This is a genomic window from Prochlorococcus marinus str. NATL2A, from assembly GCF_000012465.1.
Classification (GTDB): Bacteria; Cyanobacteriota; Cyanobacteriia; order PCC-6307; family Cyanobiaceae; genus Prochlorococcus_B; species Prochlorococcus_B marinus_B.
In genome coordinates, this window is sequence record NC_007335.2 from 1,574,720 (window position 1) to 1,593,741 (window position 19,022).

At 36.1% G+C, this 19,022-nt stretch carries 17 protein-coding genes; 7 read left to right on the top strand and 10 right to left on the bottom strand.

Annotated features, from left to right (window positions below):
• Nucleotides 1-32: 32 nt before the first annotated feature.
• On the bottom strand, nucleotides 33-1,814 hold the full coding sequence (gene cobJ / locus PMN2A_RS08640; RefSeq protein ID WP_011295425.1) for a precorrin-3B C(17)-methyltransferase: 1,782 nt from the start codon (nucleotides 1,812-1,814) through the stop codon (nucleotides 33-35).
• 635 nt (nucleotides 1,815-2,449) lie between these two features.
• Here cobJ and psaA point away from each other — a divergent pair.
• Together psaA and psaB are read left to right on the top strand one after the other, a co-directional pair.
• Nucleotides 2,450-4,756, top strand: a complete 2,307-nt coding sequence (gene psaA, locus PMN2A_RS08645) for a photosystem I core protein PsaA (RefSeq protein ID WP_011295426.1) — start codon at nucleotides 2,450-2,452, stop codon at nucleotides 4,754-4,756.
• 24 nt (nucleotides 4,757-4,780) lie between these two features.
• Nucleotides 4,781-7,009, top strand: a complete 2,229-nt coding sequence (gene psaB / locus PMN2A_RS08650; RefSeq protein WP_011295427.1) for a photosystem I core protein PsaB — start codon at nucleotides 4,781-4,783, stop codon at nucleotides 7,007-7,009.
• A 284-nt stretch (nucleotides 7,010-7,293) separates the two neighbouring features.
• On the opposite strand, the gene PMN2A_RS08655 is transcribed toward psaB, so the two are convergent.
• Together PMN2A_RS08655 and PMN2A_RS08660 are read right to left on the bottom strand one after the other, a co-directional pair.
• Nucleotides 7,294-7,821: a photosystem I reaction center protein subunit XI gene (locus PMN2A_RS08655; protein ID WP_011295428.1), complete on the bottom strand. Its 528-nt coding sequence runs from the start codon at nucleotides 7,819-7,821 to the stop codon at nucleotides 7,294-7,296.
• A 37-nt stretch (nucleotides 7,822-7,858) separates the two neighbouring features.
• Nucleotides 7,859-7,975, bottom strand: a complete 117-nt coding sequence (locus PMN2A_RS08660; RefSeq protein WP_011295429.1) for a photosystem I reaction center subunit VIII — start codon at nucleotides 7,973-7,975, stop codon at nucleotides 7,859-7,861.
• 136 nt (nucleotides 7,976-8,111) lie between these two features.
• Between PMN2A_RS08660 and PMN2A_RS08665 the strand changes: the two genes are divergently transcribed.
• Nucleotides 8,112-8,591 (top strand): HEAT repeat domain-containing protein, encoded by a 480-nt coding sequence (locus PMN2A_RS08665; protein WP_011295430.1) that lies wholly within the window; start codon nucleotides 8,112-8,114, stop codon nucleotides 8,589-8,591.
• Here PMN2A_RS08665 and PMN2A_RS08670 read toward each other — a convergent pair.
• Complete coding sequence (locus PMN2A_RS08670) at nucleotides 8,549-9,511, bottom strand: glycosyltransferase family 2 protein (protein ID WP_011295431.1); 963 nt, start codon at nucleotides 9,509-9,511, stop codon at nucleotides 8,549-8,551. The two genes, PMN2A_RS08665 and PMN2A_RS08670, sit on opposite strands and share 43 nt — an antisense overlap.
• 32 nt (nucleotides 9,512-9,543) lie before the next feature.
• Nucleotides 9,544-10,296: a C40 family peptidase gene (locus PMN2A_RS08675; RefSeq protein ID WP_011295432.1), complete on the bottom strand. Its 753-nt coding sequence runs from the start codon at nucleotides 10,294-10,296 to the stop codon at nucleotides 9,544-9,546.
• Nucleotides 10,297-10,317: 21 nt separating this feature from the next.
• Here PMN2A_RS08675 and PMN2A_RS08680 point away from each other — a divergent pair, with 21 nt between their 5' ends.
• Complete coding sequence (locus tag PMN2A_RS08680; RefSeq protein WP_011295433.1) at nucleotides 10,318-11,211, top strand: serine hydrolase; 894 nt, start codon at nucleotides 10,318-10,320, stop codon at nucleotides 11,209-11,211.
• Here the strand turns inward: PMN2A_RS08680 and PMN2A_RS11060 are convergent.
• The 3 genes from PMN2A_RS11060 to PMN2A_RS08690 form a co-directional block, all read right to left on the bottom strand.
• Nucleotides 11,204-11,338: a hypothetical protein gene (locus PMN2A_RS11060; RefSeq protein WP_011295180.1), complete on the bottom strand. Its 135-nt coding sequence runs from the start codon at nucleotides 11,336-11,338 to the stop codon at nucleotides 11,204-11,206. The two genes, PMN2A_RS08680 and PMN2A_RS11060, sit on opposite strands and share 8 nt — an antisense overlap.
• Before the next feature lie 122 nt (nucleotides 11,339-11,460).
• Nucleotides 11,461-12,024, bottom strand: a complete 564-nt coding sequence (locus PMN2A_RS08685) for a hypothetical protein (RefSeq protein ID WP_011295434.1) — start codon at nucleotides 12,022-12,024, stop codon at nucleotides 11,461-11,463.
• Between the two features lie 91 nt (nucleotides 12,025-12,115).
• The gene (locus PMN2A_RS08690) at nucleotides 12,116-12,961 is read right to left on the bottom strand and encodes a hypothetical protein (RefSeq protein ID WP_011295435.1); all 846 of its coding nucleotides are present in this window, start codon (nucleotides 12,959-12,961) and stop codon (nucleotides 12,116-12,118) included.
• Between the two features lie 420 nt (nucleotides 12,962-13,381).
• On the opposite strand from PMN2A_RS08690, the gene PMN2A_RS10900 reads away from it, so the two are divergent.
• Both PMN2A_RS10900 and PMN2A_RS10905 read left to right on the top strand, forming a co-directional pair.
• Nucleotides 13,382-15,178: a tetratricopeptide repeat protein gene (locus tag PMN2A_RS10900; protein WP_187146448.1), complete on the top strand. Its 1,797-nt coding sequence runs from the start codon at nucleotides 13,382-13,384 to the stop codon at nucleotides 15,176-15,178.
• 325 nt (nucleotides 15,179-15,503) lie between these two features.
• On the top strand, nucleotides 15,504-15,647 hold the full coding sequence (locus tag PMN2A_RS10905; protein ID WP_187146449.1) for a hypothetical protein: 144 nt from the start codon (nucleotides 15,504-15,506) through the stop codon (nucleotides 15,645-15,647).
• Between the two features lie 494 nt (nucleotides 15,648-16,141).
• On the opposite strand, the gene PMN2A_RS10910 is transcribed toward PMN2A_RS10905, so the two are convergent.
• Nucleotides 16,142-16,312 (bottom strand): hypothetical protein, encoded by a 171-nt coding sequence (locus tag PMN2A_RS10910; RefSeq protein ID WP_011294975.1) that lies wholly within the window; start codon nucleotides 16,310-16,312, stop codon nucleotides 16,142-16,144.
• The gene (locus PMN2A_RS08700; RefSeq protein ID WP_011295062.1) at nucleotides 16,313-16,543 is read right to left on the bottom strand and encodes a hypothetical protein; all 231 of its coding nucleotides are present in this window, start codon (nucleotides 16,541-16,543) and stop codon (nucleotides 16,313-16,315) included.
• Between the two features lie 438 nt (nucleotides 16,544-16,981).
• On the opposite strand from PMN2A_RS08700, the gene PMN2A_RS08705 reads away from it, so the two are divergent.
• Complete coding sequence (locus PMN2A_RS08705; RefSeq protein WP_144043293.1) at nucleotides 16,982-18,985, top strand: tetratricopeptide repeat protein; 2,004 nt, start codon at nucleotides 16,982-16,984, stop codon at nucleotides 18,983-18,985.
• Nucleotides 18,986-19,022 lie beyond the last annotated feature (37 nt).

Sequence of the window (19,022 nt, forward strand, 5' to 3'; positions counted from 1 at the left end):
CGATTTTCTAGTTAGAAGAAGTAAACAAAAAATTAATTAGAAAAATAACCTCTTGGCGTTAAAAATTTATTGTTTTTGATCACACTTTGACTATTACCAATAACCAAAATCGTAAGCATATCTACCCGATCAAATGGCAATGTTTCCAGAGTATGTATTTCTATACTTTCCTCTGGCCTCCCAAGCTGCCGAGCAATAGCAACAGGCGTACTTGGGTTGCGACATTCAAGTAATAAATCAACAGTCTTTTTTAACTGCCAATCACGTTTTATTGATTTCGGGTTAAATATTGCAAGAACAAAGTCACCTATAGCTGCACTTTTTATTCTTTTCTCAATTTGATTCCATGGAGTCAAAAGATCACTCAAAGAAATAGAACAAAAATCATGCATAAAAGGAGCTCCTAGTTTTGCAGCAGCCATTTGAAAAGAGCTAATACCTGGATGAACTTCAAATAAAGGTCTGGAATCAAGCCTTTCATTTAGCCAAAGATCAAGTGCCAATCCTGCCATGCCATAAATTCCACTGTCGCCAGAAGAAATAAGACCAACCTTTACTCCCTGTTTTGCAAGATCAAGAGCATGCTGACAACGATCTTTTTCAAAAGTTAATTTGGAATCAATTCGAACCTGATCATGACCTCGAATTGATTCCAAATAATTTAAGTAAGGACCATAACCGATCCAAACAGCACATCTAGTTAAAGCTTGGCGTGAGTCAGAAGTAAGCATTTTCAAGTCTCCAGGGCCACTACCAATCAAATGCAACTCTCCTTTATGAGGGGCAAAAGGGTTTTCAACCTCAGCCAATGCAATTGTTACGGCACCAGATTCCTCTTCCTTGGAATAATAGATTTGTTTATTTTGTATTAACCTTCCACGATGATCTCCTGCCAAAAGTGCTGCAGCTTCAGCGACTGAAGGAGTTCCCATTTCATTCAACACTACATTTGAAGGAGTAGGCACGTTGACTTTTGAAAGTTCAAAGGCACTAAAAAAATAAATTGGCCATTCATGTTTTTTTGACAAACTCAATAATCCTATTTCATCATTTTTTCTATCGATAGTTGCTAAACCAGAGATTGAAAGAAGTGATAAACCATTTTGATTAAAAGATTGATTAATAGCTCGTTGAATGACCTTTTCATCTGTATTTCTCTCACAGCCAATGCCAATGATTATTGTCGGGGGATGCCATGAACATTTATTCCTATTTTCTTGACCTATATAAAGATCGATATTTTCGAAAGAAATTGGATCATTTTTTTCTAAAAAAGAAAAATTGGAACAACCCTTTAATTGCTGCCACAATTTTGACCCTTTGGATTGAAAAACAATATTTTTTTGTTCTTTAGACTGACTAATCATTAACTTTCGCCAACCGACAACCTCCCCTCCTCTTTTCCAACCCCATCCTTCACCAAAACAATCCAAAGGGATTCTGCTTTCTGTGAATGAATCTGAGGTGCAAATCACTTCTGCTTCTAAAGCAGCTGCTAACTCACTAGCAAATCGATCTCCTCCTTGCTTATGTCCTCCTAAAAGAGTAATAACATTTTTTGCTTTTGAATCCGTTACCAATATTGCTGGATCATTTTCTTTAGATCGAATAAAAGGAGCTATAAGCCTAACTACAGCGCCGATTGAACCTACAAAAATTAATTTATTATTGCCCTGCCATTGATCTTTTAGAAAATCAATTGGTGAGGATTCAACTAAACCATCAATTTTTTTTTCTAAGGAAAGAGTTGAACCAACAGATATAAAAATTTGATCTACATGTTTTGATGCTTGTAATCTCTCAAGCAAAGGCAAAGAGCTTAAAGAAAATCCAAATGCAATCCTTTTTGGGGTTTTAACTAATGTTTTTTCCAGAACGAGAGATAAAATAAATTTTTATTTATCTATATAAGGTAGCTTCTTTAAGAAAGCTTTAGTAAAAATCAAACATCAAAAACCGTGAAATAGTCTTTAAACAAATTTATTGAAATCAATAAAAAGCTCTTATCAAGAAATCAAATAGTATTTTTACCTAGCTATTAGCATCCAATTAAACTTTGCTGAGCCAAGAAAGCCTTATATGACAAATGTTTTCTCTAATTAATATCTATAAGAAGTAAAGCCCCTAGGCCTAAAAAACTTGCTTGCCTGCACTCCACGAAAGGCAAAGATTTACTAATTAAGAAAAACCGTGGATTCAATGACCACTTAAGAATAAAAGTGTAGAACATTTGTTACATGCTTCCGTAGTAACTGACTGTCTACTTTATGCTTATCACATAACCCTTATATAGGTTTTCAAGTAACTTCAAAGGTAGGTCTTGAATGCCTGAAATCTTTCACCAAAGTAATTTCACTTCATAAGTAAAATTACTTGCTAAAGATTTCACCCTAATCTTTCCAAGATTAGGCCCCCCAAACCTCGATCACATTCCTGAAGGAATCACTCGATGACCATTAGCCCACCAGAAAAAGAACAAAAAAAAGAACCGGTTCTCGATAAACCTATCGAAACTGATGCAATCCCTGTAGATTTTTCCAAGCTTGATAAGCCTGGTTTTTGGTCAAAATCCCTTGCTAAAGGGCCAAAGACTACTACATGGATATGGAATCTTCATGCTGATGCGCATGATTTTGATACTCATGTTGGAGATCTCCAAGAAACCAGTAGAAAAGTATTTTCTGCTCATTTTGGACATCTAGCAGTCATCTTTATTTGGATGAGTGCAGCTTTTTTCCATGGAGCTCGCTTTTCTAATTATTCTGGATGGCTCTCTGATCCAACTCATGTCAAGCCAGGAGCACAAGTTGTTTGGCCAATAGTTGGTCAGGAGATGCTTAATGCGGATTTAGGCGGTAATTATCACGGTATTCAGATCACTTCTGGAATTTTTCAGATGTGGAGAGGCTGGGGAATTACCAATGAAACCGAGCTCATGGCTTTAGCTATTGGTGCACTACTAATGGCAGCCATAATGTTGCACGGTGGCATATATCACTATCACAAAGCTGCTCCCAAGCTTGATTGGTTTAGAAATCTAGAGTCTATGCTCAATCACCACATAGCTGGTCTAGTGGGATTGGGTTCGATTGCATGGGCTGGACATTGCATTCACATTGGTGCACCTACAGCAGCACTCATGGATGCAATTGATGCAGGAAAGCCTCTAATTATTGATGGAATTCCAATTGCTTCGATTGCGGACATGCCTCTGCCCCACGAGCTTTGCAATCCTGCTATTGCTAGTCAAATATTCCCTGGCCTCGCTGGAAGAACAGTTGAAAATTTCTTTACGACTAATTGGTGGGCGTTTAGTGATTTCCTAACTTTCAAAGGTGGTCTAAATCCAGTTACTGGTAGCTTATGGATGACAGATATTTCTCATCATCATTTAGCTTTTGGAGTACTAGCTGTATTGGGCGGTCATCTATATAGAACAATGTTTGGCATTGGCCATAGCCTGAAAGAAATACTAGATAATCATGCTGGAGATCCAATTCTTTTCCCTGCTCCAAATGGTCATAAAGGGATTTATGAGTTTTTAGCTAATAGTTGGCATGCTCAGCTTGGTTTAAACCTTGCAATGATTGGCTCCTTGAGCATCATCATTTCCCATCACATGTATGCGATGCCCCCATATCCGTACTTGTCGATTGATTACCCAACTGTCCTAGGTCTATTCACTCACCACATGTGGATAGGAGGATTATTCATTGTTGGTGCAGCAGCTCATGCTGGTATTGCAATGATTAGAGACTATGACCCAGCTGTTCATATTGATAACGTTCTAGACAGAATCTTGAAAGCAAGAGATGCATTAATTAGTCATCTGAATTGGGCTTGCATGTTCTTAGGTTTCCATAGTTTTGGTCTTTATATTCATAACGATGTAATGCGTGCATTAGGAAGACCTGCAGATATGTTCAGTGATACAGGAATCCAACTTCAACCTGTTTTTGCTCAGTGGATTCAAAATATTCATAATTCAGCAGCTGGTTCTACCACTCTTGCTGGTGCAAACGTAAGCCTTCAACCTGGATTAGTTAGTGAAGTTTTTAATGGTTCCGTAAGTCAAGTTGGAGGAAAAATTGGAATCGCTCCTATACCTTTAGGAACTGCTGATTTCATGATTCACCATATCCATGCTTTTACTATCCACGTAACCCTTCTGATTCTTCTAAAAGGAGTTTTATTCGCAAGGAGCTCCAGACTAATTCCTGACAAAGCGAATCTTGGATTTAGATTCCCATGTGATGGACCAGGAAGAGGAGGTACATGCCAAGTTTCATCTTGGGATCATGTTTTCCTTGGATTGTTCTGGATGTATAACGGCTTATCAGTAGTTATCTTCCACTTCTCATGGAAGATGCAAAGTGATGTATGGGGTCTAACAGGAGGAAACTTTGCTCAAAGTTCCATAACTATCAATGGATGGCTTAGAGATTTCCTATGGGCTCAGTCATCTCAGGTCCTAACAAGTTATGGTCAACCTATAAGCATGTACGGTTTGATGTTCTTAGGAGCTCATTTCGTTTGGGCATTTAGTCTTATGTTCCTATTTAGTGGACGTGGTTACTGGCAAGAGTTATTTGAGTCAATCATTTGGGCTCATAATAAACTTAACTTGGCTCCAACCATCCAACCAAGGGCTTTATCTATCACTCAAGGTCGCGCAGTAGGAGCAGCTCATTTCCTTCTTGGAGGAATTGCTACAACTTGGGCCTTCTTCCATGCTCGCTTAATTGGTCTCGGCTGACCCTCTCTGATTTTTTATAAAATAATGGCAACTAAATTTCCATCTTTTAGTCAGGGTCTTGCTCAAGACCCTACAACCAGAAGAATCTGGTACGGCATAGCTACTGCCCATGATTTCGAAAGTCATGACGGCATGACTGAGGAGCAGTTATATCAAAAACTCTTCTCTACTCATTTTGGTCACTTGGCCATAATTGGCCTTTGGGTGGCTGGCAACCTTTTTCACATTGCTTGGCAAGGAAACTTTGAGCAATGGGTTCTAGATCCACTCCACACGCGTCCAATTGCACATGCGATATGGGATCCACATTTTGGACAAGGACTTACTGATGCACTAACTCAAGCTGGAGCGACTTCTCCAGTCAACATTGCTTACTCAGGCCTATACCATTGGTGGTACACCATCGGCATGAGAACTAATGAACAGCTTTTTCAAGGTGCGATCTTTATAAACATCCTTGTTTGTTGGTTATTGTTTGCAGGATGGCTTCATCTTCAACCTAAGTACAGACCCTCATTAGCATGGTTCAAAAATGCTGAGTCTCAGTTAAATCATCACTTGGCTGTTCTTTTTGGATTCAGTAGCATCGCTTGGACAGGTCACTTAATTCATGTGGCCATCCCTGAGTCAAGGGGTATACACGTTGGCTGGGAAAATTGGTTAACTGTTATGCCTCATCCAGAAGGTTTAACTCCTTTCTTCTCAGGAAATTGGGGAGCTTATGCTCAAAACCCTGATTCTATTGATGCAGTTTTCGGAACTTCTCAAGGAGCTGGAACAGCAATATTTACTTTTCTTGGTGGTCTTCATCCTCAAAGTGAATCACTTTGGCTAACAGATATTGCTCATCATCATTTAGCTATAGGAGTTGTATTTATAATTGCTGGACATATGTATAGGACTAACTTTGGCATAGGTCATAGTCTCAAGGAAATTATTGAAGCGCATAATACAAGTCACCCAAAGGATCCACATAGAGGTTATTTCGGGATAAAGCACAACGGTCTTTTCGAGACAGTTAACAATTCACTCCATTTTCAGCTTGGACTAGCACTTGCTTCTTTAGGAGTTGCTTGCAGCTTAGTTGCTCAGCATATGGGTGCATTGCCTTCATATGCATTTATCGCAAGGGATTACACAACTCAGTCAGCTCTATATACCCATCATCAATACATAGCAATGTTCTTGATGGTTGGTGCGTTCTCTCACGGAGCAATTTTCTTTGTCAGAGATTATGATCCAGAGCTTAATAAAGACAATGTTCTAGCAAGAATCCTTAGTACAAAAGAAGCCTTAATTAGCCACTTAAGTTGGGTAACAATGCTTCTAGGCTTCCATACTCTTGGAATTTATGTTCACAACGATGTAGTTGTAGCCTTTGGTACACCTGAAAAGCAGATTCTTATAGAACCAGTATTTGCACAGTTCGCACAGGCTGCTAGTGGAAAAATGATGTATGGATTTAATGCGTTGCTAGCAAATGCATCAAGTTCTGCATCTATAGCTGCTAATTCCATGCCAGGTAATCACTACTGGATGGACATGATCAATAGACCAGATGCACTAACCAATTTCTTACCTATTGGACCTGCAGATTTCTTAGTTCACCATGCGATTGCACTAGGACTACATACAACTGCTTTGATTCTTATAAAGGGTGCTCTTGATGCTAGAGGAACAAAACTAATTCCAGATAAAAAGGATTTAGGATTTGCTTTCCCATGTGATGGACCAGGTCGTGGTGGTACTTGTGATAGTTCTTCTTGGGACGCTACTTATTTAGCAATGTTCTGGGCCTTAAATACTATTGCTTGGATTACCTTCTATTGGCATTGGAAACATCTAGCAATTTGGATGGGTAATACCGCTCAATTCAATGAATCTGGTACCTATTTAATGGGTTGGTTTAGAGATTATCTATGGCTAAATAGTTCTCAGCTAATCAATGGATACAACCCATTTGGTGTAAATGCTTTATCTCCATGGGCTTGGATGTTCTTATTTGGTCATCTCATTTGGGCGACTGGATTTATGTTCCTCATCTCTTGGAGAGGATATTGGCAAGAACTTATTGAAACTCTTGTTTGGGCTCATCAAAGAACACCAATAGCTAATTTAGTTGGTTGGAGAGATAAGCCTGTTGCATTATCCATTGTCCAAGCACGATTAGTTGGTTTAACCCATTTCACAGTTGGAAACTTTGTAACTTTTGGTGCATTTGTTATCGCATCTACTTCAGGTAAGTTCGGATAAATCTATAACCAGGCTTCCAATCAAAAGGACACTGTCTTCAAAAGCAGTGTTCTTTTTTTATGGGTACTAATCTCATATTTCTTAGATTATCTATTGATATTTTTAAGCAGACATATATCAATTTAATATGGAGAATTAGGCATAGAGCAATTCACAAAAACAAAAGATCAATCTAAGGCAAAGCTTGAGAAAAGATATCATTTAATTGAAGTAAATAATTTAGAGCATTAAAAAGCCCCTTACCTTATCGAGGGGCTTTTTATTTAAGTTATTATGGAAAACTTTTAAGCTCCAAGTAAATGATATTCCTTAATCAACGGGAGAACAGTATCTAGATGCAAAGTACCAATTAACAACCACGCAAAAACGACACCTCCAGTGCCCCCTAACCAAAAACCATTTGTAAAATCATTCCATCCTGCTCTAGTAAATAAATCGGAAGGAGGATTAGCTACTGTTGCATCAGGAGGTTGTACGTTAGGAGCCTTACCTGCAGCATTGTAAAGAATAAAAAGAGCAGTCATTATTTGAATAGCTCCTACACCGCCAAGCAAACCTGCCGTTAAAGCAAAATCAGTATTCCTTAGAGGCCCAGTCATAGAAAAAGGACCAAAAAGTAAATAACCAAAAATTGCACCTGTTTCTAGACCTCTGAAGTTTGGCGATAGGCCTTCTCTATAGACAGGAAGATTATTTATAACCATCTTTGTAAACCAACCACTGTTAACTGGGGTTTGAAGATTGCCAACAGTTGGGTCTGAGACTGTTTTCACAGCCCACTTTTGCATAAGTGTTTCTTGAGATTTAGTCATGGGCTAAAAGAATTGGTAGAAAATTAAGTTTTTGAAATTACTCAGTAGCAGTTATGTACCTACCAATCAAAACAATGAAAACGGCTGGACCCATTATTCCAACTAATGGAATCAGAATAGCGGGAAGCAAACTTGAAGCTAGTTCACTAGTCATTACTTATTTCAATAAATCCACATTTATTTTATAGAATTATGATCTAATCAAACCAAATACAACACATTGATGACATAAAAGTTCAATCCGTATATCTTCTTTAACGAAGATGCATTGCTAATCATTTTTTCTCATCATGAATCAAGTTTTTGCTGGTGGTTTAGCTCTAATTATTGCTTTAATCCTTTGGAGTTCAAAAAAACAATCCAAGGCATCAGCTTTTTTCAAATCTCAAAAGGATTCTTTTTCAAAAGCTCAGGTATCATCGGCTTTGGTAATCGAAAAGAGTTTACAAAAACAAAAATCAAAAAAACTGAATAATAACAAATCCAGGTTTTTTTCACCTCAACCTTCACTTAATTCAATAGAAACAAAAAAACAATTAAATAAATTAATCTCTAGCAACCCCAATGATCGTCTATTAGCTATTCAAATTGCTAGTCAATGGAACAACAAGAAAGCATTACCTTTTTTAAGAAGAGGATTGAAGGATTCTGACAGTAGGGTTGTTATTGCTTCTGCTTCTGGAATTTCATCTTATAAAGGAAAAACTATTGATTTATATAAAAAACCTCAAGTTTCTAGACGTCCTCGAAATGTATCTCTAATCCGATAAATTGGTCTATTTTGACTTTCATGATAAGTGCGGATCTGAAGCTCTCCAAGTAAACCAAATCCAAAAAGTTGAACTCCAGTCACTGCAAGAAGTAAAGCGAAAATAAGTAAAGGTCTATTACCTATATCTTCTCCTAAAAGTTTGATGATTAATAGGTACAAGCTTGTTATGAAGCTCCCAATGATTGCAAGAATTCCACCAAAACCAAATACATACATAGGTCTAGTTAAAAATCTATTCATAAACCAAACAGTCAACAAGTCCATCAAGACTCTAAAAGTTCTATCTATTCCATACTTACTAGATCCAAATTGACGAGCTCTATGATTTACTTTAACTTCCGTAATTCTAGCTCCTTCAATATTTGCAAGAACAGGCAAGAATCTATGCAATTCTCCATATAATCTCATATCAGTCAGTACTTCTTTCCTGTAAGCCTTTAAAGAACATCCATAATCATTAAGTCGCACACCAGTAACCTTCCCAATCAATCGGTTAGCAATTTTTGATGGAAGCTTTCTACTTATCGCAGCATCTTGCCTTCGATATCTCCACCCACTCACAAGATCAAATCCATCCCTAATCTTATTAACTAATAACGGAATATCTGCAGGATCATTTTGCAAGTCACCATCAAGTGTAACAACTATCTCTCCAGAAGAAATATCAAATCCTGCTGCCATCGCTGCGGTCTGTCCATAGTTTTTACGCAGAAGAACTCCAACTAATTCTGGTATATCAAAGCTTAGTTTTCTAATCACCTCTGCGCTGTTATCTGATGAACCATCATTAACTAAAACTAGTTCAAAAGTTTCCTCCATAGGCTGTAAAACTTCTAATAACTGATTCACCAAAAAAGGAAGACTTTCTTCTTCGTTATAGATAGGAACAACAACTGATAGTGCAACATTAGAATTCATTAAAACTCCTCATAAAGTTCAATTAATCTTCTTTAGAGTTTTTCACTCTGATAACAAGAGATTACTCTTCCAGCAGATCTAAATTTAGATCTGTAAAAAGAAGCAATTTTCCCAAGGTTCGGTTGAAATAAACCATCAATCTCTATTCCATTATGCCCATCAGTTACCCCAGAACTATGAATATAAAAACCATTCTCAATATGTAATCCAACGTGGGTACATTTTTCAGATGATCCAAAGAAAAGTAAATCACCAGGTTTTAAATATTTGTCTAAAACTTCAATATCCAATGCAATATTTTTGCAGAATTTTTCCTGCTGATAAGCATCTCTTGGTATCCAAATGCCTGAACTTGCAAAAGCAGATTGAACCAAACCAGAGCAATCAAAATTTGGACCTATCGTTCCACCCCACAAATATTCATTACTCATTTTTTTCGCGTCCTTAGTCCAAGACAATATCGCAGGAATCCTAGAAAAAATTCTCTCTTCAGTAAAAAATTCAAATTCCCAAGATTCTATTTTTGAAGCTTGATGAGTTAATTCAGAAAATCTAAACCAACAAATATAGTCATCTTCCAAAAGACGCACTTTAACTCTATCGATGAATTCCTTATCTTTAAAATTAGATCTTAAACAATCAATCAATTGAAAACTCCTACCAATACTTGCTTGTGTAACTAATTCATCACTATTTTCACTTTTAAATCCATCAATATTTATTCGCAGTTTCCATAAACTTCCCAAAACAAATGAAGCTTTAGTTAGCAAAACCTCTAAGGTCATATTGAATTCTTCTCGAGCGCTATGGCGTTCTACCGGCAAGACCCTGAGATGGCATATTGCCTGAAAGGTCTACTCGATAGATTTGAAAAAGAAGGTCGCCCATACCTTCAAGAAAACATTGCAATAACATGCATTCGTTATGACAAGCAAAGTCCATCTACATCTAGTGGATATGGGACAGGGTGGAATTCAAACAGATTTTTTTATCCTGCAAGCGTAGTAAAAATAGTTTATGCATTGGCGACTCAGGTATGGCTAGAACAAGACTTAATTGTTGACTCAGAAGAACTTAGAAGAGCCTTACATGAAATGATTGCAAACTCCAACAATGACGCCACAAGTTATATTGTAGATCTTTTAACAGGTACAACAAGTGGTCCATCTCTTAATAAGTCAAACTTTCAAGCATGGAAAATCCAAAGGCAATTAATCAACCACTGGCTAGACGAACTTAGATGGCCTGAAATTAAAAAGTGGAACTGCAGTCAAAAGACATGGAATGAAGGACCTTTTGGAAGAGAAAAAGATTTTTATGGAAAAAAGAATGAGAATCGAAACAGTATGACAACCGATGGGAGTGCCAGAATCTTTGAATCATTAATGACTCTTGAAATGCTTCCAAAATTAGCAAGCGAGCATTTAATAAAAGTTTTTCATCGCTCACTCGACCCAGTTTCTCGCAAGCAAGACCCAGAGAATCAAGTAGATGGTTTTTTAGGAGCAGGCCTTCCTTTAGCTTCTAAACTTTGGAGCAAAGCAGGGCTAATGAGTGAAGTTCGCCATGATGTCGCATGGTGGAAGTCGCCTAATAAGAATCCTATGCTTACAGTCGTCTTTACAACTGGCAAAGAATTAGTCAAAGATCAATTTTTGCTTCCTGCGCTTAGCAGTGAGTTAAACAAATTAGCTATTTAGCAATAAGTAAAATTCCAGCGAATAAAATAGATCCCAAAAGAAATCCAACAGCCAAAAGCACTGCTATTATTGGTGTATTTAAGTAAACAGATATAGTTGCGAGTTGATTACCCTTTGCTTCAGACACCTTTAAAACTCATAAAAATCACCTTGATTAAAGCATCTAACTCTGCCATAAAACAAAAAAAGTTTAACTGATAAAACAATTTTTAAAAAACCAAAGAATTTTCATTAACATCAAAAAATAGTTCAAATAAAATTTGATTTTGGTTTCTTATTTTGTAAGCTTTTAATATCTTTATTCCCTTCACTTTCTTTTATTGCATTATCTTGTTTATCAATCTTTTTATTTATTATTTTTTCATCAGCTTTCTTTAAATTATCATCTAATGAACTTATTTTAGTTGATTTTGCTAAGTCTTTTGTCTCAATATTTTTTTGGATTGTTGAATTCATAGAGTCTATATCCTTTAAAATAGTTATATCTAGAGCTTTATTTTTATCAACTCTTACAATACCGTTAATGTCAGAATTATTAAATAAATTAAAATCAAATCTACCTTTTGCAAAAGATACTGAGATAAATACTAGTATTGAACCTAGAATAATAATCAAAAAAATATTCGATAATAAACTATTTAGTGGAGACCAAAAAAATGTTACTTTAGCAACTTCACTTGTTTGTTTAGATCTATCAGTAGAGGGACTTAAATCTAAAAATATATCTTGATTAATCCACCCTTTATTAGCTTTCCTATAGGGAGACTCACTTTTAGTGAACTCAAAAACCTCTTGGATTCTTTCTTTAAGCACAGGTTAGGTTTACCTAAAACTACAAGAACGAAAACATAGCAGAAAGTCAGAATAAAAAAGTTGCTTTTATATAGATATTCGTGAAATTGAATTACCCAGCAATAAATACCATTGCAGAAACAAGAATAGCCGAAGCCAAAATCCCTATGGAGGCTATTGACACGATCTTTCCAGTGTTTAATGAGACGGATACCGTTAACAATTCAGTTCTAGAGTCTCTTTTTTGTTGTGAATTAACTTGAGTTGGAGAATTAACTTTCTTACGGGCTTGAGCTTTTTTATCCGCTGCTGCCTTTTTCTCGGCTAAAGCTTTCTTAGCTGCTGCTGCCTTTTTATCTGCTAACGCCTTCTTATCCGCAGCTGCCTTTTTATCTGCTGCTGCCTTTTTCTCGGCTAAAGCTTTCTTAGCTGCTGCTGCCTTTTTATCTGTTAACGCCTTCTTATCCGCAGCTGCCTTTTTATCTGCTGCTGCCTTTTTATCTGCTAACGCCTTCTTATCCGCAGCTGCCTTTTTATCTGCTGCTGCCTTTTTATCTGCTAAAGCTTTCTTAGCCGCCGCTGCCTTTTTATCTGCTAACGCCTTCTTATCCGCAGCTGCCTTTTTATCTGCTGCTGCCTTTTTCTCGGCTAAAGCTTTCTTAGCCGCTGCTGCCTTTTTATCTGCTAACGCCTTCTTATCCGCAGCTGCCTTTTTATCTGCTGCTGCCTTTTTCTCGGCTAACGCTTTCTTAGCCGCTGCTGCCTTTTTATCTGCTAACGCCTTCTTATCCGCAGCTGCCTTTTTCTCGGCTAACGCTTTCTTAGCCGCTGCTGCCTTTTTATCTGCTAACGCCTTCTTATCCGCAGCTGCCTTTTTCTCGGCTAACGCCTTCTTATCCGCAGCTGCCTTTTTATCTGCTAACGCTTTCTTAGCGGCTTGAGCTGTTTTCGCTTGCACTTTAAATCCAAAAATTTTCCTTATTCAAGCATCCAGATATCAATGATTTTAAAAATATTGGCTAGTTGCAATGAAGTAATGCAAAAGATTTTTTCGTATACGTAATGGTTTCAAATCTCAATTTGGAATATATTCAATGATCCCATCTTTAATTATATGAACATGCTTAAATTGCTTTAATTAGTTAATCCTTTTACTTCGAGTCAATTTGGCGCTATATGGACTTCTCTGACATCCAATAAGAACGGAGAGGGAGTAATTCCGATTAGAGCAAAAAGAACGGGACGGAACGGGTTCGAAATAGTTGTTGTGGGGAGAGCGGAAAAATCCCCCTCAAAATCCCCCTCATTAGAAAAATGTTAATTAAAAGCTATTATATTGAATTGTAGAATTACTGAACTTGTAAGTTCGAAAAAAGTTTTGACATCTCGTGATAAAGATCAAGGAAAAAAGAAAATCAAGAATGTTAAAACATACCCAGTTCCATTCACTTTGGAAGAAAAAAAGAAAAATATTACTTTTAATACAAACACGCCTTCTCAACCTTCTAAAGAACAAATAATCAATCAAGCAATTGAATTTCATTCACAAGGAAATATTCCAGAAGCGGCAAAATATTATAAAAATTTCATCAATCAAGGATTCAAAGATGAGAGGGCTTTTTCTAATTATGGAGTCATATTAAAAAGTCTTGGTAAATTAAAAGAAGCAGAAATATCAACTCGTAAAGCAATTGAAATTAAACCTGATTTAGCAGATTCATATTATAATCTGGGGATCATTTTAAAAGATCTTGGCAAATTAAAAGAATCAGAAACATACACTCGCAAGGCTATTGAACTGAATCCTAATTACGCAGAGGCTCATTCCATTTTAGGACTAATATTGCGAGATCTTGGTAACTTACAAGAAGCAGAAAGCTACACTCGCAAAGCTATTGAAATTAAACCTAATTACGCAGAAGCTTGTTCCAATTTAGGACTAATATTGAAAGATAGCGGCCAATTACAAGAAGCAGAATTGTCATGTCGCAAAGCGATTGAAATTAATCCTAATTTCGCTGATGCGTATTCCAACCTGGGAGGTATATTGAGCGATCTTGGCAAATTAAAAGAAGCAGAGCTATCAGCTCGCAAAGCCATTGCAATTAAACCTAATTACGCAGAAGCTTGTTCAAATTTAGGAATAATATTGAAAGATCTTGGTAACTTGCAAGAAGCAGAAAGCTACACTCGCAAAGCTATTGAAATTAAGCCAAATTTCGCAGAGGCTCTTTATAGCCTGGGAAGCTTATTGATAGATCTTGATAAACGAGAAGAAGCAATGAAAAGCTTGTTAAAGGCAGTTGAATTAAAACCTGCATTAGATAAGGCAGTTAGAGACTTAGCCATTAATTTAAATTATGAAAAAAAATTTGAATTAGCTTTAAAATATCTAAGCAAAAATGAATCTATTTCTTGTCAAAGCCTATATCTAGGCTGTCTATTATCTCTAGATCGAGAAAAAGAGTTTAATGAAAAATATCAAGAACTATCTAAAAAGAGAGTCTGTAATGCTGAGATTGGAGGCATAATTGAGCATGCCAGTATTATTTACGAAAAAAAATATCATTCACCTTTCTGTAATCAAGCCATGAAATATGTCTTGTTTGAAAAAATAAATGAAGAATCATTCTCCACAAATGATCTAAACAAAATGATTTCTTATATAAAAAACGAAAAAACTATGATGAGGTATCAAGGTACTCTTCATAAAGGAATTCAAACTTCTGGAAATTTATTTTCATTAGATCTTCCATTTGTTAGGTCAATTAAAAAAGCCTTAGAAGAAAAGATTGAACTTTACAGAAATAAATTTAAAGATAGTGGGCAAGGCTTCATCCTTAATTGGCCCGAAAAGTATGAACTTCGGTCATGGATGATAAGTATGAAAAACGGAGGATTCCTGGCACCTCATAATCATGAATATGGATGGGTTACTGGTAGTTTTTATCTACAGATTCCTAAATATAGTAATAATGATAATCATTCAGGTGATATAGCTTTTAGTTATAAAGGTCCTAGATATCCTAATAAAGGTAAGAATTTTAATTTAATGATTAAGAAAATAGAAATCAGAGATATTTGTATATTTCCTTCTTCTTTATTTCACCATACAATTCCATTTGAAAGCACAGAAGAACGGATATGTTTTGTTTTTGATTTAATACAGAAATAATAATATTAAATCTATATATAAGAAATGCTTACCGAAATATAAAAAAGAAAAACTTGCCAAACTGGCCAAAGTTTGAAGTAAAATATCCCAAAAATCAAAAAGGAATCTATCAGTCTCTAATTTCTAAAGGCGAGTAAATAATTATTCTAAAGACGAGCAAAATCAAATGATATCACAAGGCCTTTACTTAAATCTTTCAGTCAAAAATGATTACTTACCTTAATTAATTGAGAAGTATTCATAACATTTATGATGTCCAAAGCGTATAGGAGTGCTGTGCTTCTTCAAGCATTTCTAAAACTTCTTGCTTACAAGCACATGATATTTGAGCAAGCAAGCAGATCATTTGGTAGGTTATTTTCTAATGCCGTATGAGATGAACAAAACCGCCTACAAAGTTGATAATAATTTTGAGCGAGAGAAAGAAGGAAATCCTATCTCTCTTGGAGTAGAAGCACCTTCTTTGTAGGTCCTTTTTTAATGCCTTAAGTAATAAACAGACCACACATATCCACCCAATAAACTTCAATCCCCCTCAGACGCAGCAAAAATCCCCCTCAACGAGCGTGAAACCGATTGACATATCAGAGATCTCTCTCCTAGTGAGTTCTCAAAATCCCCCTCGCACTTTTCGTTCTGTATGGCACACTAAGGGACCGCTTGAAACTCTTAAACTTTCAAAACCATTACTACGACTGTATTCTTGCTTTTTCTGGGAACGCCTGAAACGCTCTGAAACTAATTAAGAACGGAGAGGGAGGACTTTTGAGTGACACCAAGTGGACTGTGGTGAAGCAGCATTACGCAAGGAGATGGGATTTTTGGGTTATTCCACCCAACATTCCACCCAACACAATTCAAATGTTATTTAAGGAGCACGATTACACTCTAAAATATACCTTCAAAATGAAGTGAGGGTCTCAAGGTCGCTGAAGCAGCAGGATCCCTTTCTTAATGCAAAAATTAAGGTTTCCAATACTCATCCCATTCATCCTGAAGTTCTTTCTGCGATAAAGAGTTGTAGAAACCTCTCCACTTCTTTTCTGAATTTGCGTCAGTTGCACTCAATGACACCATTAGATCTATTGCTTCTTCTTTGGTAAAGGATTTGCCTTGATTTGATTTGAATATCACTTACGAAGCAATCTCCTCCCAAGGATCACGTGAAGATAGTTCCTTGAATGGTATCAATTTAAAATCACCTCTCCTGATACCACTACAGATCAATCCATCTGGATGTTCTCTCTTAAATATTTCAACTGCATCTTCTTTTCGTTCTGATGGAATAGTGACTTTATAAATCACATCACCTGAATCACGAATCTTATAAACAAAAATCCAATTATATTCTTTACTATCCATCATCAGTTCATGCTGACTAACTTTGTTTTAACTCACTTTGGTCTGATGAACCAATTACACAAATGGAAACAGGTGTTTTCTCTCATGTTCCAATGATTTTGTTTAATTAGAAATGGGTTGGAGTTCTAGCACTTGTCTTCCCGTAGGTCAGGGAAGTGGTTAGTTAAAGGGAATCGGATTGTTCACATGGATACACAAGTGCTGAACTTAAATTGAAGTGGGCAACCAAAATCTTGCCCACTTCTTTAATGGAAGAAATTAAGAACGGAGAGGGAGTAATTCCCATTAGAGCAAAAAAGAACGGGACGGAACGGGTTGGGAATAGTTGTTGAGGGGAGAGCGGAAAAATCCCCCTCAAAATCCCCCTCATTAGAAAAATATTAATTAAAAGCTATTATATTGAATTGTAGAATTACTGAACTTGTAAGTTCGAAAAAAGTTTTGACATCTCGTGATAAAGATCAAGGAAAAAAGAAAATCAAGAATGTTAAAACATACCCAGTTCCATTCACTTTAGAAGAAAAAAAGGAAAATATTACTATTAATACAAACACGCCTTCTCAACCTTCTAAAGAACAAATAATCAATCAAGCAATTGAATTTCATTCACAAGGAAATATTCCAGAAGCGGCAAAATATTATAAAAATTTCATCAATAAAGGATTCAAAGATGAGAGAGCTTTTTCTAATTATGGAGTCATATTAAAAAGTCTTGGTAAATTAAAAGAAGCAGAAATATCAACTCGTAAAGCAATTGAAATTAAACCTGATTTCGCAAAGGCTCATTACAATCTGGGAAATATATTGAATGATCTGGGTAAATTAAAAGAAGCAGAAATATCAACTCGTAAAGCAATTGAAATTAAACCTGATTACGCAGATGCTTATTCCAATTTGGGAAATATATTGAATGATCTGGGCAAATTACAAGAGGCAGAATTGTCATATCGCAAAGCAATTGAAATTAAACCTGATTACGCAGAGGCTCATTACAATTTGGGAAACTTATTGAAAGAGCTAGGCAAATTACAAGAAGCAGAATTGTCATATCGCAAAGCAATTGAAATTAAACCTGATTTCGCAGAGGCTCATTACAATCTGGGAAATATATTGAATGATCTGGGCAAATTACAAGAGGCAGAATTGTCATATCGCAAAGCAATTGAAATTAAACCTGATTTCGCAGAGGCTCATTACAATCTGGGAAATATATTGAATGATCTGGGCAAATTACAAGAGGCAGAATTGTCATATCGCAAAGCGATTGAAATTAAACCTGATTTCGCTGAGGCTCATTACAATTTGGGAAACTTATTGAAAGAGCTAGGCAAATTACAAGAAGCAGAATTGTCATATCGCAAAGCGATTGAAATTAAACCTGATTTCGCTGAGGCTCATTACAATTTGGGAAACTTATTGAAAGAGCTAGGCAAATTACAAGAAGCAGAATTGTCATATCGCAAAGCGATTGAAATTAAACCTGATTACGCAGAGGCATTTTGGAATCTTTCATTACTTGAACTACTTCAAGGTGACTATAAAAATGGTCTAGAAAACTATGAATTTAGATTCAAAAAAAAGAAGCCTGCTATTCCTCACTGTAAGACAAAAGTCCAAAGGATAAATAATCAAAAACTACAAAAAGGAGAAAAGCTCTTAGTCATTAGCGAACAAGGTTTAGGCGATACTCTTCAATATATGAGATATATTCCTTACCTTAGAAATCAAGAACTCAAAATTTCTTTTTGTGCTCAAACAAAACTACATTCATTGATCCAAGCCTCAGGGATTGATCAGAATCCATTAACGCCAGAACAAGCTGAGACAATTTCAGAAGGGCAATGGAGTTCATTATTATCTTTACCTAGATATCTAGAGATAAATCCCCAAAAACCAATCATTTCTGAACCATATATCTTTTCCACTAATCAACTAAAAAAGAAATGGAAAAACATACTCTCTAAAGAGAAAAGACCAATCATTGGTATTAACTGGCAAGGGAATCCAAATATGGAAAAGACTTATCAAGGACGATCAATTCCTCTTGAAACTTTTGCCACTCTTGCTAGGAACAATAATTTTAAATTACTTTCACTACAAAAAGGTTTTGGTTCAGAGCAACTTGAAAAATGCTCTTTCAGAAATAAGTTTGTTAACTGCCAAGCTCAAATTGATGAGACTTGGGATTTTCTTGAAAATGCTGCCATAATTGAGAACTGTGATTTAATCATTACTTGTGATACTTCGATTGCTCATTTAGCTGGAGGAATGGGTAAAAAAGTTTGGTTACTGCTAAAAGATATTCCTTTTTGGACTTGGGGACTTGAAAGGGAGAATACATTTTGGTATCCATCGATGAGATTATTCCGTCAAAAAGAGCGAAATAATTGGCAAGAGGTTATGGAGAGAGTATTAATGGAAATTACAAAAGAAAAAAATTACTAAAAAAGTTAAATTCAGTTTTTAGCACACGTATTTTGTA

Bases quoted from the DNA above. Each gene is read 5' to 3' on its own strand.
- psaA (WP_011295426.1), top strand. From the start codon at position 2,450: ATGACCATTAGCCCACCAGAAAAAGAACAAAAAAAAGAACCGGTTCTC.
- psaB (WP_011295427.1), top strand. From the start codon at position 4,781: ATGGCAACTAAATTTCCATCTTTTAGTCAGGGTCTTGCTCAAGACCCT.
- PMN2A_RS08655 (WP_011295428.1), bottom strand. From the start codon at position 7,821: ATGACTAAATCTCAAGAAACACTTATGCAAAAGTGGGCTGTGAAAACA.
- PMN2A_RS08660 (WP_011295429.1), bottom strand. From the start codon at position 7,975: ATGACTAGTGAACTAGCTTCAAGTTTGCTTCCCGCTATTCTGATTCCA.
- PMN2A_RS08665 (WP_011295430.1), top strand. From the start codon at position 8,112: ATGAATCAAGTTTTTGCTGGTGGTTTAGCTCTAATTATTGCTTTAATC.
- PMN2A_RS08670 (WP_011295431.1), bottom strand. From the start codon at position 9,511: ATGAATTCTAATGTTGCACTATCAGTTGTTGTTCCTATCTATAACGAA.
- PMN2A_RS08675 (WP_011295432.1), bottom strand. From the start codon at position 10,296: ATGACCTTAGAGGTTTTGCTAACTAAAGCTTCATTTGTTTTGGGAAGT.
- PMN2A_RS08680 (WP_011295433.1), top strand. From the start codon at position 10,318: ATGGCGTTCTACCGGCAAGACCCTGAGATGGCATATTGCCTGAAAGGT.
- PMN2A_RS08700 (WP_011295062.1), bottom strand. From the start codon at position 16,543: ATGATGGATAGTAAAGAATATAATTGGATTTTTGTTTATAAGATTCGT.